This is a genomic window from Streptomyces sp. NPDC006743, assembly GCF_040703815.1.
Classification (GTDB): domain Bacteria; phylum Actinomycetota; class Actinomycetes; order Streptomycetales; family Streptomycetaceae; genus Streptomyces.
Genome location: NZ_JBEYJA010000047.1, coordinates 16,938 through 33,566, shown reverse-complemented (window position 1 = coordinate 33,566; position 16,629 = coordinate 16,938). Strand labels below are relative to the sequence as shown.

Annotated in this window: 9 protein-coding genes; 7 read left to right on the top strand and 2 right to left on the bottom strand. The window is 75.4% G+C overall.

All coding sequences use genetic code 11. The features are described 5' to 3' along the window. The first annotated feature begins 117 nt into the window (after positions 1-117). Both ABZ719_RS29290 and ABZ719_RS29285 read left to right on the top strand, forming a co-directional pair. On the top strand, positions 118-1,041 hold the full coding sequence (locus ABZ719_RS29290) for a LysR family transcriptional regulator (protein WP_366728179.1): 924 nt from the start codon (positions 118-120) through the stop codon (positions 1,039-1,041). A 283-nt stretch (positions 1,042-1,324) separates the two neighbouring features. Beyond that, positions 1,325-3,244 carry an ABC transporter ATP-binding protein gene (locus ABZ719_RS29285; protein WP_366728178.1) on the top strand — a complete coding sequence of 640 codons (1,920 nt, stop codon included), beginning with the start codon at positions 1,325-1,327 and terminating at the stop codon, positions 3,242-3,244. 146 nt (positions 3,245-3,390) lie between these two features. On the opposite strand, the gene ABZ719_RS29280 is transcribed toward ABZ719_RS29285, so the two are convergent. Continuing rightward, positions 3,391-5,076 (bottom strand): ribonuclease J, encoded by a 1,686-nt coding sequence (locus ABZ719_RS29280; RefSeq protein WP_366728177.1) that lies wholly within the window; start codon positions 5,074-5,076, stop codon positions 3,391-3,393. 282 nt (positions 5,077-5,358) lie between these two features. On the opposite strand from ABZ719_RS29280, the gene ABZ719_RS29275 reads away from it, so the two are divergent. After that, positions 5,359-5,847: a GNAT family N-acetyltransferase gene (locus tag ABZ719_RS29275; protein WP_366728176.1), complete on the top strand. Its 489-nt coding sequence runs from the start codon at positions 5,359-5,361 to the stop codon at positions 5,845-5,847. Between the two features lie 70 nt (positions 5,848-5,917). Here the strand turns inward: ABZ719_RS29275 and ABZ719_RS29270 are convergent, their stop codons facing one another. Beyond that, positions 5,918-7,999, bottom strand: a complete 2,082-nt coding sequence (locus tag ABZ719_RS29270; RefSeq protein ID WP_366728175.1) for a hypothetical protein — start codon at positions 7,997-7,999, stop codon at positions 5,918-5,920. Between the two features lie 243 nt (positions 8,000-8,242). Here ABZ719_RS29270 and ABZ719_RS29265 point away from each other — a divergent pair, with 243 nt between their 5' ends. The 4 genes from ABZ719_RS29265 (at position 8,243) to ABZ719_RS29250 (ending at position 16,600) form a co-directional block, all read left to right on the top strand. Beyond that, the gene (locus ABZ719_RS29265) at positions 8,243-10,567 is read left to right on the top strand and encodes a tetratricopeptide repeat protein (protein WP_366728174.1); all 2,325 of its coding nucleotides are present in this window, start codon (positions 8,243-8,245) and stop codon (positions 10,565-10,567) included. Between the two features lie 276 nt (positions 10,568-10,843). Further along, positions 10,844-12,046: a helix-turn-helix domain-containing protein gene (locus tag ABZ719_RS29260; RefSeq protein ID WP_366728173.1), complete on the top strand. Its 1,203-nt coding sequence runs from the start codon at positions 10,844-10,846 to the stop codon at positions 12,044-12,046. After that, the gene (locus tag ABZ719_RS29255) at positions 11,952-15,143 is read left to right on the top strand and encodes an AAA family ATPase (RefSeq protein ID WP_366728172.1); all 3,192 of its coding nucleotides are present in this window, start codon (positions 11,952-11,954) and stop codon (positions 15,141-15,143) included. The genes ABZ719_RS29260 and ABZ719_RS29255 overlap by 95 nt, the downstream gene beginning before the upstream one ends. A gap of 470 nt (positions 15,144-15,613) precedes the next feature. Beyond that, positions 15,614-16,600: a helix-turn-helix domain-containing protein gene (locus ABZ719_RS29250; RefSeq protein WP_366728171.1), complete on the top strand. Its 987-nt coding sequence runs from the start codon at positions 15,614-15,616 to the stop codon at positions 16,598-16,600. Positions 16,601-16,629: the final 29 nt, after the last annotated feature.

The following is a 16,629-nucleotide window of genomic DNA, read 5'->3' as shown; positions in this document are numbered from 1 at the left end:
ATTGCGTGGGACCAATCTGGACCCGCCACCGGTGATCAGGGAAATAGATTCTGTGGATGACAGACATCCACCGCATTTATCACCCCCGCTCGCCGCTTCACCGCAAGGGACCGATCCGTGAACCTGGCCCGCCTCGATCTCAACCTCGTCGTCGCCCTGCGCGCCCTGCTGGAGGAACGCAACGTCACCCGGGCCGGGGAGCGCGTCGGTCTCAGCCAGCCCGCCATGAGCGCGGCCCTGGCCCGTCTGCGCCGCCACTTCGACGACGACCTGCTCGCCCGCGTCGGCGGCCACTACGAGCTGACCGCACTCGGACAGGTCCTCCGGGACCGCACCTCCACCGCCTACGACATGCTGGAACGCCTCTTCTCCAGCCAGGCCGACTTCGACCCGGCCCGGGAGAGCCACGAGTTCAGGCTGGTGGCCTCCGACTACGCCGTCGCCGTCTTCGGCACCGAACTCGCCCGGGTGGTGCACGAGGAGGCACCGGGCATCCGGCTCCGCTTCACCCAGACCCCGCCGACCGTCGTGGACGGCACCGCGACCCTGCTGAGCGCCACCGACGGCCTGCTCATGCCGCACGGCGTGATCAGCGGCTTCCCCGCCACCGACCTCTACGACGACCGCTGGGTCTTCCTGGTGTCGCGGGACCACCCCGGCGCGGGGGACCGGTTCACCCGGCGTGACCTGGCCCGGCTGCCGTGGGTGACGTACCAGCGCACCTACGACGCCCCCGCCGTGCGGCAGTTGGGCATGCTCGGCATCGAGCCGCGCGTCGAGGTCTCCGTCGACAACTTCCAGCTCCTGCCCCTGATGATCGCCGGCACCCGGCGCATCGGCCTGATCCAGGCGCGGCTGGCGCGCATGCTGGCACCCGTCGCCGCCGTCCGGGTGGTGGAGCCCCCCTACGAGGCGGTGCCGCTGCGCGAAGCCCTGTGGGGGCACCCGGTCCACACCCATGACGCGGCCCACAGCTGGCTGCGCGAGACGGCGGCGCGGGTCGGGGCGGGACTGCCCCGCGGGGACGGGGAGTGCGACTGAGGCGGCTGGAGGCGAAGAGGGGCCGGGGGAACCGGTGCCGGCCCGCGCCGGTGTCTGCCGGCCCGAGGGGAGGGCGAGGTACTCGGCGGCGTGGGACCGGCGACCACCACCCTCGGCAGCGGCCCCGGCGGCCCGGCAGGTGCCCACCGTGGAACCCGGTCCGGGAGACGGCGCCGCGTCCCCCGGTCCACCGGTGTCCGGTTATCACCCATCCGCGGTAAATGCCTGGACTGAGGGGCTTCCCCGGCGGGAGACTGCCGACTTCCGAACCTCCGGGAGTGTGATGGGGAACACAGAAGAGCGAGGGCCGGCTCCGGGCAGGAGCGCCGTCCTGCTGGCGGCGCGGTACTACGGCCGGGAACTGCTGCGACTGCGCCGGCTGGCCCTGCCCGCGATGCTGCTGCCGGCCGCGGGCAACATCGGCATCCGTTACGTCGCCCCCCTGCTGATCGCCAAACTGGCAGGACAGGCCGCCGGCCACAGCGGTCTCACACTCGCCTCGGCGCTGCCGTACGTGCTGGGCTTCGGTGGGACGCTGCTGCTCGCCGAGGCCGTGTGGCGGGTCGGCCAGCACTGCCTGAACCGCGTGGACGCCCTCGGCTCGGAACACCTGTACGTCAGGGGCATGGACGAACTCCTCGCCCAGGACGCGGCGTTCTTCCACGACAACTTCGCCGGCTCCCTGACCAAGCGGGTCCTGAGCTTCGGCAGACGCTTCGAGGACTTCGTCGACACGATGACGTACCGGGTCGTGGGCAGCCTCGTCCCCCTGGTGTTCGGAGCCGTGGTGCTGTGGGGCTACGAACCGATGCTCGTCGTCGGCCTCCTGGTGATGATCGCGCTGACCGTGGTGGCCGCGGCACCCCTGATCCGCCGCCGGCAACGGCTCGTCGACGACCGCGAGGCGGCGATCGCCCGGGTCTCCGGCCACGTCGCCGACAGCCTCACGAACATGGAGACCATCCGGGCGTTCGCGGCCGAGCGGCGGGAGGCCGCGGAACACCGCGCCCGGGTCGCGCAGTCCCGGCGCCTGACGCTGAGGTCGTGGGACTACGGCAATCTGCGCGTCGACGTGCTGATCGCCCCCATGTCCGTGCTGACCAACGTGCTGGGGCTGCTGGTCGCGGTCGCCTTCGGCGGTCCGGGCCAGGGAGTGGAGGAGGTCGTCGTCGCGTTCACCTACTACTCCAACGCGACCCAGATCATGTTCGAGTTCAACCAGATCTACCGGCGCCTGGAAAGCTCGATGACCGAGGCCGCGCAGTTCACGGAGCTGCTGCTGGACCCGCCCACCGTGCTCGACCCGACGGAACCCGAACCGCTCGCACGGCGGGACACCGGCATCCGCTTCGAGGCGGTCACCTTCGCCCACGCGGGTGCCAGGCCGATCTTCCGGGGACTGACCCTGGACGTGCCCGCAGGCGCACGGATCGGTCTGGTCGGCAGGTCCGGCGGCGGCAAGACCACGCTCACCCGGCTCCTGCTGCGGATGTCCGACATCGACGGCGGACGCATCCTGATCGGCGGTCAGGACATCAGCCGGCTGCGCCAGAGCGACCTGCGCTCACTGATCGCCTACGTCCCGCAGGAACCCGCCCTGTTCCACCGCAGCCTGCGGGACAACATCGCCTTCGCCCGGCCCGGCGCCACCGACGAGGAGATCCACGCGGCGGCCGAGGCCGCGCACGTCACGGAGTTCGCCTGCCAGCTCCCCGACGGCTTCGCCACCTTGGTGGGGGAGCGGGGAGTGAAACTCTCCGGCGGCCAGCGCCAGCGTGTCGCCCTCGCCCGCGCCATCCTGCGAGACGCTCCGGTCCTGCTGCTCGACGAGGCGACCAGCGCGCTGGACTCGGAGAGCGAACTCCTCGTCCAGGACGCCCTGTGGCGGCTGATGGAGGGCCGTACGGCCCTCGTGGTCGCCCACCGGCTGAGCACCGTCGCCGGCATGGACCGTCTCGTCGTCCTCGACCGGGGAGACGTCGTCGAGCAGGGCACCCACGAGGAACTGCTCGCGGCGGACGGGGCCTACGCCCGGCTGTGGCAGCACCAGTCGGGCGGCTTCCTCGGCGAGAGTGCCGGGCCGGCCCTCGAAAGCCCGGCCCCGGGAGCCGGCCCCGGCGTGCTGCCGGAACCGGCCGGCCCGGCACCGGGCGGGAGCCGCGGAACGCCGTCACCCGCGCGCACGAGCACCGGGCCCGTCTGAACGCACCGGTTCCCGGGCGTTCCGGAGACCAGGCGCCGCCGTCGCCCTGGTGGCCCTCGCCGTCCCGGCCGTCCTCGAAGCCGGCCGGCCCCGGGACGGCGAGGGGCGGCGGCCGACACGCCCCGGGCCGCTCCCGGGGCCGTGTCTCAGGCGTCGATGATGACGGGGATGATGAGGGGCTTGCGGCGGTAGGTGCGGAACGCCCAGTTCGCCACGGCGCGCGCGATGAGCTGTTCGAGCTGGCGCGCGTCCCCGACGCCCTCCTCGGCCGCGGTGGCCAGGGTCTTCTCGATGACCGGGACGACCGGCTCGAAGGTGGCCTCGTCGTGGACGAAACCGCGGGCCAGGAAGTCGGGGGCCTCGGTGAGGGCACCGGTGTCCGCGTCGACGATCGCCACCACCGTGACCACGCCTTCGGCGGCGAGGGTGAGGCGGTCCTTGAGGGAGGCCTCGGTGGCGCCGCCGACCTCCATGCCGTCCACGTAGACGTTGCCGGCCGGGACCTTGCCGGTGATGGACGCGCGCCCGTCGACGAGGTCGACGACGACGCCGTCCTCGGCGATGACGACCCGGTCCGGGTCGACGCCGGTACGGATGGCGAGGTCGCCGTTGGCCCGCAGGTGGCGCCATTCGCCGTGCACCGGCATGACGTTGCGCGGCTTGACGATGTTGTAGCAGTAGACGAGTTCGCCGGCGCTGGCGTGCCCGGAGACGTGCACCTTGGCGTTGCCCTTGTGGACCACATGGGCGCCCCACCGGGTGAGTCCGTTGATCACCCGGTAGATGGCGTTCTCGTTGCCGGGGATGAGAGAGCTGGCGAGCAGGACGGTGTCGCCCTTGCCGATGCGGATCATGTGGTCGCGGTTGGCCATCCGGGACAGCGCGGCCATCGGTTCGCCCTGGGAGCCGGTGCACACCAGGGTGACCTTGTGGTCCGGAAGCTTCTCCAGCTCCTTGGTGCTCACCACCAGACCGGACGGCACCTTCAGGTAGCCCAGCTCACGGGCGATGCCCATGTTGCGGACCATCGACCGGCCGACGAAGGCGACCTTGCGGCCGTGCTGGTGGGCGGCGTCCAGGACCTGCTGGATGCGGTGCACGTGACTGGCGAAGCTGGACACGATGACCCGGCGCGGCGCGGTGCGCATCACCTGCTCGATCGCCGGGTTCAGCTCACGCTCGGACGTGGTGAAACCGGGCACCTCGGCGTTGGTGGAGTCGGTCAGGAACAGGTCCACGCCCTCCTCGCCGAGGCGGGCGAAGGCGCGCAGGTCGGTGATGCGGTCGTCCAGAGGGAACTGGTCCATCTTGAAGTCGCCGGTGTGCAGCACCGTTCCGGCGCCGGTACGGATCGCGACCGCGAGGCTGTCCGGGATGGAGTGGTTGACCGCCACGAACTCGCAGTCGAAGGGCCCGAAGCCGCGCCGGTCGCCCTCCCGCACCCGCACCGGGCGCGGCCGGATGCCGTGTTCCTTGAGCTTGGCCTCCAGGAACGCCAGCGTCAGCTTGGAGCCGACGACCGGGATGTCCCTCCGCTCGCGCAGCAGGTAGGGCACGCCGCCGATGTGGTCCTCGTGACCGTGGGTGAGCACCACGGCGACGACATCGTCCAGCCGGTCCCGGATGGAGGTGAAGTCCGGCAGGATGACGTCCACACCGGGCTGGGTCTCCTCGGGGAACAGCACGCCGCAGTCCACGATGAGCAGCTTGCCGGCGTACTCGAAGACGGTCATGTTGCGGCCGATCTCACCGAGGCCGCCCAGGGCGATGACCCTCAGCCCTCCGTCGGGAAGGGGCGGGGCGGCTTTGAGGTCGGGGTGGGGATGACTCATACCCTGACGGTACCCGCAGAGGGGGGCGGGTTGATCCATCGCGTGTGTGATCCGTCGTCCGCGGTCTCTTTTCCGGGGTGCCGCCTGCTCCGCGGACCACGCTCCCGGACGGCGGAGTGCCGTCCGTCGGCCCCGGCCCCGCCCCAGGGCCGTCCGCGCCCGGCGGCCCCCGCCCCTGCCCGCCGCCCCCGGTCGCCTTCGTCCGCGCGGTGCCCGGCGAGGAGCGTCCCGGCCGGCCCGGCGGCGCGTCGGACGCCGGCGCCGGTCTGGTTTACTCTCCCGATGAGTTCACGCACGTCCCCGCTCAGCCCGCCGATCACGATACGCAGGGCCGTCGCGGGGGACGCCAGACGGCTCACGCGCATCGTGCGCGGCTCGGGTGCCTACCGGGGTGAGTACGCGGCGGCAGTCGCGGGCTACCGGGTGGGTCCCGACTACATCGAGGCCCACCGGGTCTTCGCAGCCGTCGGCGCCGGCGAGCCCGCGGGCCGGGTCCTCGGGTTCTACTCGCTCGTCCTCGCTCCCCCGGAACTCGATCTGCTCTTCGTCGCCGACGACGCGCAAGGACGGGGTGTCGGGCGACTGCTCGTCGCGCACATGCGGGGCGAGGCCCGTGCCGCCGGGCTCGACCGGGTCAAGGTCGTGTCGCACCTGCCCGCCGCGGACTTCTACCACCGCGTCGGTGCCGTGCGGACCGGGACCGCGCTCGCGGACCCGCCCGCCGTGCCGTGGGACCGTCCCGAGTTCGAGTTCCGCATCCCCGCGGCATGACCGGCGACCGACCGCGGCGACCGTCGCCGGGGACGGGGTCCGGGGGCTCGCCGGCCGACCGGGCCCGGGATCAGACGGCGGTCAGGGCGGCGCGCAGCCGTTCGTCCTCGCGGATGATGGTGTCCGCCAGTCCTGAGTGGACGAGGCGCCGGTCGTCCTCGGCGAGCCTGGTGAGGCGCAGCCGCTGCTCGGCGCTCAGAGCGGTGGCGCCGAGGGCTCGGAGGGCCTCGCAGGCGCCGGCGACGTCCCCGCCGGCCTCGGCGGCCCGGAGGGCGGCCTCGGCGAGCCGGCCGGGGCCGGCGGCGCCGGGGCCGGTGACGGCGAGCAGGGCGAGGACGGCGGCGGGGGCCTTCTCGGGGTCGGCGAGGAGTCGCTCCAGGCGGGGGACCAGGGGCCGGGCGGACGCGCCGAGGAGGGCGGCGGCGCGGACGGCGTGGACGACGGTCCACCGGTACCAGGGCCGGCCGTCGGCGGTGCGGTCGAGGACGGAGGCCAGGATCGCGACGGCTTCCTCGGCGGCGTCGTCGATCCGCCACAGGGCGGTGGCGATCGCGATGTCACCGTCGAGGTGCGGCGTGGTCGGCTCGGCGTCCTGACCGAGGGCCGCGCGCAGGGCGGGGAGCAGTCCGGCGGCCGCCCTGCCCAGGGCGGCGGCGGCCTGCGCGGCCTCGGCCACCTCGCGCGGACCGGCGCCGAGCGCCTCGGCGACGGCGTCGAGCAGGACGTCGGTCTCGCCGGTGAGGTCGTGGTGCGCCCGCGCCGTCATCAGCGACCCGGCGGCGGCCCGCAGCACGGCGCCGGCCCGCTCGCGCTCGGCGCGCGGGCAGGCCGCCGCCACGGCGGTGACGGCGGTGGCCGCGTACGGGAAGCGGGGCAGCACGGAGCACAGCTCGGGCAGGGCGGCGGCGGCTCGCGGGCCCCACCGGCGCAGCAGGTGGACCAGGTGGGCGGTCTCGTTGTTGCCGAGCCCGGCCACGGCCAGACGGGCGCGGACGGCGTCGAGCAGGGCCGGGTCGAAGGGGAAGGCGGGGGCCTGGACGTCGCTTGCGGCGGCGAGCGCGCGGGGGCGCCGGTCCAGGTGCCGGGCCAGCAGCGGGGCGGCCTGCCCGGGCGCGACCCGGACGAGCACGGCCAATGCCCGGTCGGCCGCCTCGTCGTCGGGTCGGGCGGCGAGGCCGGCGAGGACGGGCGCGGCCTCGGCGGCGGCCGGGCCGAGCTTGCCGAGCAGGGCCGACGCCGCGGGCTCGGCGGCGAGCGGGGCGACGGCCGGGAGAAGTCGGCCGGGGGCGCTGCGGGAGAGGTGGCTGGCGTGGTCGGCCGCGGAGAGCGCCTCGCGGCGCACCTCGGGGCGGCCGTCGCGCAGGGCGGCGTCCAGCAGGGCGAGGGCGGCTTCGCGGTCCGCCTCGGTGCCGCGGCGCAGCAGGCCGTCGACGAACGCGTGCAGCGGCTCGCGGTGGTCCATGCTGTACCGGTCGAGGGTGGATCCACGAGCGGGCAGCAGGCCGAGCGCGGCATCGTGGTGGGCCCCGGTCCACGGCTCCCCGGCGGCCAGGGCTGTGAGGAGCGCGGCCAGCCGCAGCGGCGCGGGCGTGTCCGCCCCGAGCAGCGCCCGGGCCTCGACGGTGGCGCCGGAGAGGTCCACCCGGCCGAGGGCGACGAGCAGTTCGGCCCGTACGGCGGGATCGGCCTCGGCCGTCCACCGGCTCCGCAGGGCGGCCGGGGCGGCCTCGGTGTTCCGGGTGTGGCCGAGCGTCCAGGCGGTGAGCAGGCGGACGTCCGCGTCCTCGTGTGCCAGCAGGGTGCTCAGCAGCGGGATCTGGGCGGCCACGGCGGCCCGGACGGCGCCCGGCGCGATCTCCCGTTCGTCCTCGCTCTCGGCCAACCCGCCCAGCAGGCCGAGGACTTCGGCCGTCCCGGGGTGCGCGGCGGCGGCGATGCGGGCGAGGTAGGGGACGGCGTCCACGCTGGCGGAGTACACCGTGCCCTGGTGCAGGATGCACGAGTACAGCTCGGAGATCGCCTCCTCGGCATCCCCGCCGCCCTCGGCGAGAGCGCGCAGCAGATCGGGAAGGTCCTCGGCGGGGCCGTAGGCGTGCGAGACGGAGGCCCAGGGATGGGCGTCGAGGCCGGCGAGGGCGTCAGCGAGATCCATGGGGCGATCTTCGCAGCCGGGTCCGACAGGGCCCTCAGGGGCCGGTTCCAGCAGGACGGTCAGGAGCTCGGATCCTGTGCTGTGCCACGCGTGCGGCCGCAGCCGGCAGACCGGTCGTGCGAAGGAGCCACGAGCCGGGCGAAGTGAAGTTCCCGGCCCGCACATCGTCCCCTCATCGGCCCTGTGACCAGCACTTCCTCCGATCTATTAGAATCTTCAATATCCAGGGCGAAAGGGGCGGACGTGTCCGCACGAGAGGCGGCGTTCGGGGCCTTGCTGCGAAAGATGCGGCAGACCAAGTCGCTGACCATCGAAGCGCTGGCGGAGGCGTCCGGTGTCAGTGTGCGCGGCATCGGGGACCTGGAACGCGGACGGCGGGCCGCGCCGCAGCGGCGGACGGTGGCCGCGCTCGCGGACGGACTCGGCCTCGACGACATCGAACGGGAACGGCTGCTCGCCGCCGCCCGCACCGGACGTGCTCCCGGGTACAGCCCTGTCGGCGTCCGTTCCTTCCCGCGCGGCATCGACGACTTCGTCGGCCGCGCCGGCGAACTGGCACGCCTGGAGGCACTCGCCGGACCGTCCGGGGACCAGGGCGCCGCCGACCGCGACGCCGGCGGGGGAGCCGGGGCCGCGCACACCCGGTCCGTCGTCGTCGCCGTCCACGGAGCGCCCGGCACGGGCAAGACGACCCTCGCCCTGCGCGCCGCCCGCCGGCTGGCCGGCCGGTTCCCCGACGGCCAGCTCATGGTGGACCTGCGCGGGACCGACGACACTCCGCCCGCCCCCTCCGAGCTGATGGTCCAGGTGCTCAAGGCGCTCGGGGTGCCCGACCGGGACCTGGCGAAGGCCGGCCCCCAGGCCCACCCCGCCGTCTACCGGCAGGTCCTCGCCGACCGCCGCTGCCTGCTCGTCCTCGACAACGCCCGCGACGAGGCGCAGGTACGCCCCCTGCTGCCCGGCTCGGGCGGGACACTGGTCCTGGTGACCAGCCGCCGTATGCTCACCGGTCTGGACGACGTGGTCCGGCTGCCGCTCGGGACGCTCGAGCCCGCCGAGTCGGCCGCCTTCCTGGCCGCGCTCGTCGGCGCCGGCCGGGCGAGCGCCGAACCGGAAGCCCTGGAAGAGGTCGCCCGGCTCTGCGAACACCTGCCGCTGGCCCTGCGGGTGGCGGGCAACTGGCTGGCGACACGCACCGGTTGGAGCGTGCGCCGGCTCGCGGACCGGCTGGCGCGCGAGGAGCGGCGGCTGGACGCGCTGGCCGCGGGGGACATACGGGTGGCGAGCGCCTTCGATCTGTCGTACCGGCAGCTCACCCCCGCCGCCGCACGGCTGTTCCGGCGTCTGTCCCTGGTCCCCGGCCCGGACGTCGGCGCGGCCTGCGCCGCCCGGCTCACCGGCCAGGACCTCTACGACACCGAGGACACCCTGGAGGAACTGGTCGAGGCGGGCCTCCTCGGCATCACCGGGCACCGCTACCGGCTCCACGACCTGCTCTGCCTGTACGGCCGCGACCGCCTCAGCGCCGAGGAGAGCCCCGAGGACGCCGAGCGGGCCCGCCGGGCGATGTTCCGCTGGCTGCTGGAGACGGCCGTCGTCGCCGGCCGCTGGTACGAACCCGACCACGGCGCCCCGCCTCCCACCTGGCGGGGCACGGTGGACCTGTCCAGCGCCGACAAGGCCCGCGAGTGGCTCCAGGCCGAGGCGGCCAACTGGCTGGCGGCCCTGCACGCGGCGGCGGAGGACGGCGACCACGCCACCGTCGTCGAGGTGGCCGAGTCCCTGCACTGGTTCTCCGACCAGTGGATCTTCTGGGGGCACTGGCCGGAGGTCTACCGCACCGCCGCGCGCTCCGCCGAGGCGCTCGGGGACCCCCTCGTCGAGGCGACCCAGCTCAACTACTACGCCTGGGCCGTCCTGCTGTGCGAGGGCAGACCCGCGGACAGCCTCCGGTACTCCGCCCGCGCGCTGGACGCGGCCCGGCGGGCCGGCGACCCCGCCCAGCAGGCGTGGGCCCACCAGTACGCCGGCTGGGCCCACCGCCTCATGGGCGAGAACGACAAGGTCGCCGGGCACAACGCCCGGGCCGTCGCCCTCTTCGACGCCGCCGGGGACCTGCACGGCATGCTGCAGGCCCTGCTCGGCCGCGCGCTGGCCCTGCGGGCGACCGAGCGCCACGAGGAGGCGATCGAGGCCAGCCGGCAGGCCCTGGCCCGGCTGGATGCGGCCGGCGAGAGCGTCGAACCTCACATCGCCGCCTTCGCCCGTGTCAACGCGCTGGCCGGGCTGGGCATCAGTTACAGCCGTCTCGGGCGCTGGGACGAGGCGGTGGAAAACCTACGGAAATCGGTCGAACTGTGCCACGCGGACGGCAACACCGCGCTGGAGAGCCGCTACCTCATCACGCTCGGCGACGTCCTCCTCGCGGCAGGCAGGACCGCCGAGGCGCACGAGGCCTTCGAGCGGTGCGTCGCGCTCGGCGCGGGCGCCGACCCCCAGCGGGTCGCCGTGGCCCGCTCCCGGCTCGCCGACCGCGACCCGGACCGACCGGCACCCCATCCGAGATGACCCCGGCCCACCCCCGGGGCGACCGCACAGCCCGGTGCCGGCCGGGTCGCCGCTCCTGGGGGAGAACCGGTCCTGACGATACGTGTAACGGCGGCGACCGTTCCTTTCCCTGCGCGCACGGTGCTGTTCCCTGCGCGCACGGACGTGCACCGGCACCGCCGGGACGGTGTGCGGCCCTTCTGTCCGGCACCGCGTTTTCTGCCTGGAGAGTGCCTGGTCAGCGGCGTGCCGGGCTGGTTGATTTCTCCTGTCGGAGAGAAAGAGGAGGAGAAACAGGTGGAGCTTGCCCCGTCGACGGACGCGGTGCCCGGCCGGGACCGGCTCGACCGCTGGCGGGCCGCGCTGGGCTCGGCCCTGCTTCCGGTGGCCGTGACACCCCGCGGCAGCGGCCCCCTCACCGGGCGGATCACCAGCGGCCGCCTCGGCCGCCTGCGCTTTTGCACCGTGGAGTCCGGCGCCCAGCGCATCAGCCGCACGGCGGCGCACCGGCGGACGGCGGACGAGGCCGCCGTGGGGGTCCTCGTCCTGACCGCGGGCACGGTGACCCTGCTCCAGGACGGCCGGCACGCCGTCGCGGGCCCCGGCGACCTCCTGGTCCACGACACCTCACGGCCCTACACCCTGGACTTCCCCGCGCGGTTCGCCTGCCACATCCTCCACCTGCCCCGCCGGGAACTGGACGTCTCGGACGGGGAACTGCGCGGGCTCGCGGTGACGGCCGTCGCGCCCGCCGACGGGATCGGTGCCGTCCTCAGCCCCTTCCTCACCCGGCTGCTCGACTCGGCCCCCTCCTACGCACCGGCCGTCGGGGCGCGGCTCGCGGCCACCGTCGTGGACCTCTTCGGCACCCTCGCCGCCGAACGCAGCCCCTTCGGCGGCGCCGGAACCGGACGCGAGGAGCTGGTGCTGCGCATCCGCGACCACATCGACCGTCACCTGGAGGATCCCGGTCTGGCGCCGGAGACCGTGGCCGCCGCCCATCACATCTCCGTGCGGTACCTGCACCGGCTGTTCGAGGACGAGAGGGTCACCGTGGCCCGGCTCATCCAGCGGCGCCGGCTGCAGGAGTGCGCGCGCGAACTGGCACGCGGCGGCCGGGCCGCGCCCGCCGTCGCCGCGGTCGCGCACCGCTGGGGCTTCGTGAACCCCGCCCACTTCAGCCGGGTCTTCCGCGGGATGTACGGGCACACGCCCAGCGAATGGCGCCGGCTCGCGTCCACGGGCACGCCCCCGCAGGACCCGTACGGCCGCTACGGCGACCGGGCCCGGGAAGCCGCGGCAGGACGGGCGCCGCACCCCGAGGAAGTGCCGTACGCCGAGGAGGTGCCGTACGCCGAGGGGATGCCGTACGCCGGGGTGGGGTCGCGCGCCGGGGTGAGGCCGCGTGACGGGCTCGGACCGTCCCCTGCCGAGGCGGGGCCGCGTGCCCGGCGGACGGCCCACGGCGGCGACGGCGGGAGCGCCTCCCGTGCGGCCTGAATCCGTCACCGTGCGGCCCGGACCCGGTAGCGGACGGTCCGAGGCCGCCACCGTCCGTCCTGAGTCCGTCTCCGTCCGTCCCGAGTCCGTCGCCACGCCGTCTCGGTCCGTCGCCGTAAGGCCTGGGCCAGTCCCGGTGCCGCCCGGTTCCCCCACCGCACCGCCTCGGCCCCTCACCGCGGGGTCCGAGTCCGTCGCCGTGCCGCCGGGGCCGGTCGCCGTACCTCCCGGGCCCGCCGGGGCCGGTCCCGCGCCCCGACGCGGTCCCGCGCGTCCCGCGCAGGGATCCGGCGCATCGGGCGAGCGGGGCACGCGTGGCGCACCCGGCGCGCCCGGCGAGCGCGATGCCGCCGGCCCGCCCGGCGGCTCCGGTTGCCGGGAGGACCGCGTCGCGCTCGCCGGCCGTGGCCCGGAGCAGGAACTGCTGCGCCGGGTGCTGCGCGCGGCACGGTCGGGGAGCGGGGGCACGGGGACCCTGCTGCAGGGCGAGGCCGGGATCGGCAAGACCGCCCTGCTGGACTGGGCGCACGCCGAGGCACGCGCCCTGGGGTTCACCGTGCTGCGCGCGGTGGGCTCCGAGGCCGAGGCCGGGGTGACGTTCGGCGCGCTGCACCAGTTGCTCTGGCCCCTCACGGACCGCATGCGGGCGCTGCCGGAACCGCAGCGCCGGGCGCTGGCCTTCGCCCTCGGCGAGGGCGCGGAACCGGCGCGCGGCGGCTTCCTCGTGGGCGCGGCGGTACTGGCCCTGCTCGCCGGGGAGGCGCGCATGCGCCCCGTGCTGGTCCTCGTGGACGACCTGCAGTGGGTGGACTCCTCCAGCGCGGCCGTCTTCGCCTTCCTGCAGCGCAGGACCGGTGAGGTGCCGCTGGCCTTCGTCGGCGCGGGCCGCCCCGAGGGGCCGGCGGCCGAGGGCAGGCCCGGTACGGTGGTCGACCTGACCGCGCTGGACGGCGAGGACGCCCGCACGCTGCTGCGGTCCCGGCACCCGCACCTGTCGCTCCCCACGGCCGACCGCATCCTGCGGGAAGCCGCGGGCAACCCGCTGGCCCTGGTCGAGCTGCCCGTGCACCTCCATCCCGACCAGGCACGCGGCGTGATGCCCCTGCCGAGGCGGTTCCCGCTCGGCGGGCGGCTGGAGCGGCTGTTCGCACCCCGGCTGGAGCGCCTGTCCGGCGACGCCGCCCGCGTGCTGCTGCACGCCGCTCTCGGCGGCACGGCGGCGATGTGGGCGATACCGGCCTGGCCGGCCGGGCTCGCCCCGGACCGGGCCGACGAGGTGCTCGACGAGATCGAGTCGAGCGGCCTGGCGCGCCTGGAGCCGGACGGCCGGCTCACCTTCCGGCACCCGCTGGTGCGCGGCGCCGTCGTCGCCCGCGCCTCGGGCCCCGAACGGCGGGCCGCGCACCGCGCGCTCGCCGCCGCGCTGCCCTACGACGACCCCCGCCGCCTGGGGCACGAGGCCGACGCCACCCTGCTGCCCGACGAGGAGCTGGCCGGACGGCTCCAGGAGGCCGGCCGCCGCCTCGCGCTGCGCGGCGGCGACGCCGAAGGCGCGCTGCTGCTGCACCGCGCGGCCGTCCTGAGCACCGACGCCCAGGCCCGCGCCCGCCGTCTGACCTGGGCGGCGGCCATGGCGGCCCGCGGCGGGCGGCTCCCGTACGCCGCCAGGCTCGTGGAGGAGCTGCGCCGCGCGCCGGTGCCCGCCGACAGCGCGCCGCTGCACGCCTACGCCGTCGTCTACGTCGACCAGAGCCACCACGTCGACTTCGCGTCGTCGTTCACCCTGCTTCCCCAGGCCCTCGACGCCCTGGCCCGGACGGGAGCCGGGGCCGGCCCCTTCGACGACCTCGCCGAACAGGTCTACTTCAAGCTGCTGCTGGCGTCCGTCTACACCGGCGACGCCCGCGGCTGGGCCGTGCTGCGCGCCCACCGGCACCAGGTCTCGCCGCTGGCCGACCTGTGCCGCCGCGCCTGGTCCGACCCCGCCCGCACCGCCCACGGCGCGGGCGCCGAACTGCGCGCCACGGCCCGCACCATGAGCCAGGAGCAGCAGGCCGGAGCCGCCTGGCTGCTGCTGTGGACCGCCACCGCCCTCGACATGGCCGACCCGTCCTTGTGGCGCCGGTTCCTGGGCCAGCACGCCTACGCGACCCAGGGCAGCATCGCCAAGGCCGGCGCCCACCAGGACTACCTGCGGGGCGAGTGGGACCGGGCCGAGGTGTGCCTGCGCGAGGCGGAGGCGGCCGACGCCCTCGGGTACCACTGCAACGCCCTGCTCTTCCGCAACCACTACGCCCGTTTCCTGGCCGGCCGGGGCGACGAGGAGGGGCTGCTCGCGGTGGAGGGTGTCATCCGGCCGCAGGCCGCCCGGGCGCGCATGAGGTTCGTGGAGGACCACCTCACGCACCTGCGCGCCCTGGCCGCCCTCGCGCACGGCCGGGACGAGGAGGCGTACTCCGCGCTGGCCGCGCTGACCCCGCCCGGCGTGCTGCCGGCCGCCCTGGCCTGGTTCCACCTGCCGTTCTTCGACTTCGTGGAGGCGGCCCTGCGCACCGGGCGGACGGCCGAGGCACGGGCGCACGTGGCGGCGGGCGGCGCGGCACGGATGGGGGACATCTCCCCGCACCACGCGTTCCTGCTGGCCGCCGCCCGCGCCCTCGCCGCCGCCGACGAGGACGCCGACGCGCTCTACGAGGCCGCCTACGCCGTACCGGATGCCGGCCAGTGGGCGTTCGAACTGGCCAGGCTGCGGCTGGCGCACGGCGCGTGGCTGCGCGACCGCAGGCGCCCGCGCGCGGGGGAGGTGCTGGAACAGGCGCTGGAGACCTTCCGCGCGCTGGGCGCCCGGCCCTGGGCCGAGCGGACCGAACGGGAACTGCGGGCCGCCCGCACCCGGACCGAGGGCCCGGCCTCGCTCACCGCGCAGGAGCTGCGGATCGCCCGGCTCGCGGCGGACGGGCTGACCAACAAGGAGATCGGAGCCCGGCTGAGCCTGTCCCCGCGGACCGTCGGCGGCCACCTGGCGAAGACCTTCCCCAAACTCGGGATCGCCTCGCGTGCCGCGCTCGCCCGGGCCCTGGAGGGGACGGGCGCGTGAAAGCGCGCGGTGCGTACGGCCCGCGCTGACCGACGGGGACGGCACCGGGGCGTGGTGGATGCGCCGGGTGGGGACGGCCCCGTACCTCTTCCGTACGGGGAGGGCACCGGGGAGTGGCGGGCGTGCGGCGCCTCACATCCCTCCCGTACGGAGCACCGGTGAGTGGGGGCCCGCGGGATCCGGACGGTCTCACCCCTCTCCCGTATCGGGACGGCACCGTCGAGGCGTTCTTCGTCGTGCCCGCGCTCCGGGGCCCGGCGGCCCCCGCCGCTCCCCTCGCCTCCCTCACCCCCCGGCTCTCACCCCCGGCCCGCCGGCGGCGCACCCGGCGCGCTGACCGGCCGAGCCGCCCCCACTCCTCGCGGGTCAAATGACCTACCGCCCTCGCGGCGCCCCCGCTCAGGCTGGAGAGACGCACCTGCACACGTGTCCGTCCCGCCGCCGGGACCGGGCCGGGAGGGGGAAACACCATGCACGACGAGGTCAGTACGGCATCCGTGCCGCCGGCCGACCGTGCCGGACACTGGGAGAGCGCGGTCCGCCGTCGGCTGGCCCCCGTCGACGTCACGCCACGACCGGGGCCCGCGGACTTCCGCGGCACGCTCACCACCGGCGACGCGGGCTCGCTGCGGCTGCTGTCGATGCGGGCCGCGCCGCTGCGGCTGAGCCGTACCGCCCGGCTGGTGTCGGCCGCCCGGGACGACCGGCTGGTCCTGCTCCTCCAGGAGGAGGGCACCGCCGCCGTACGGCAGGACGGGCGTGAGGCGGTCGTCGGCGCCGGACAACTGGCACTCCTGGACCTGCGCCGGCCCTTCTCCCTCGACCAGCACACGCCCTTCCACCTGTACGCGCTGCGGCTGCCCGAGCAGGCCCTGGGCCCCTCCGCGGCACGCGCCCGGCAGGTCACGGGCCGTGCGATCCCCGCCACCGAGGGCGTGGCGGCGCTGCTGCGGCCCTTCGCCGCGGACCTGGTCTCCGGTGCCGCGGCGTTCGCGGGCCACGTCAGGGACCGGCTCGCCGGCAGTCTCGCGGACCTGCTGGCCACCCTCGTCGACGAGCAGGCCCGCCGGCCGGACGAGACGGCGCCGGTCACCCCCCGCGCGCGGACCGTCGACGACATCCGCGCCCACATCGACGCCCAGCTGCGCGATCCGAAGCTCTCCCCGGCGCTCGTCGCCAGGGCCCACGGCATCTCGCTGCGCCACCTGCACGTGCTGTTCGAGAGCGAGGACACCACCGTGCACCGGCTCATCCAGCGGCGGCGGATCGAGGAGTGCGCCCGCGAACTGCTGCGCCCCGGACACCAGGGCCGCACCATCTCCGCCGTGGCCCGCGGCTGGGGATTCCGCAACGCGGCGCACTTCAGCCGTGCCTTCAAGTCCGTCCACGGCTGCTCGCCCAGCCAGTGGCGGGCGTCCGCCCCGCCGCCCGGCACCCGCCCCGGGCCCACCAGGTGAGACGGCAACTGTGGTGCCCGATCCACAAC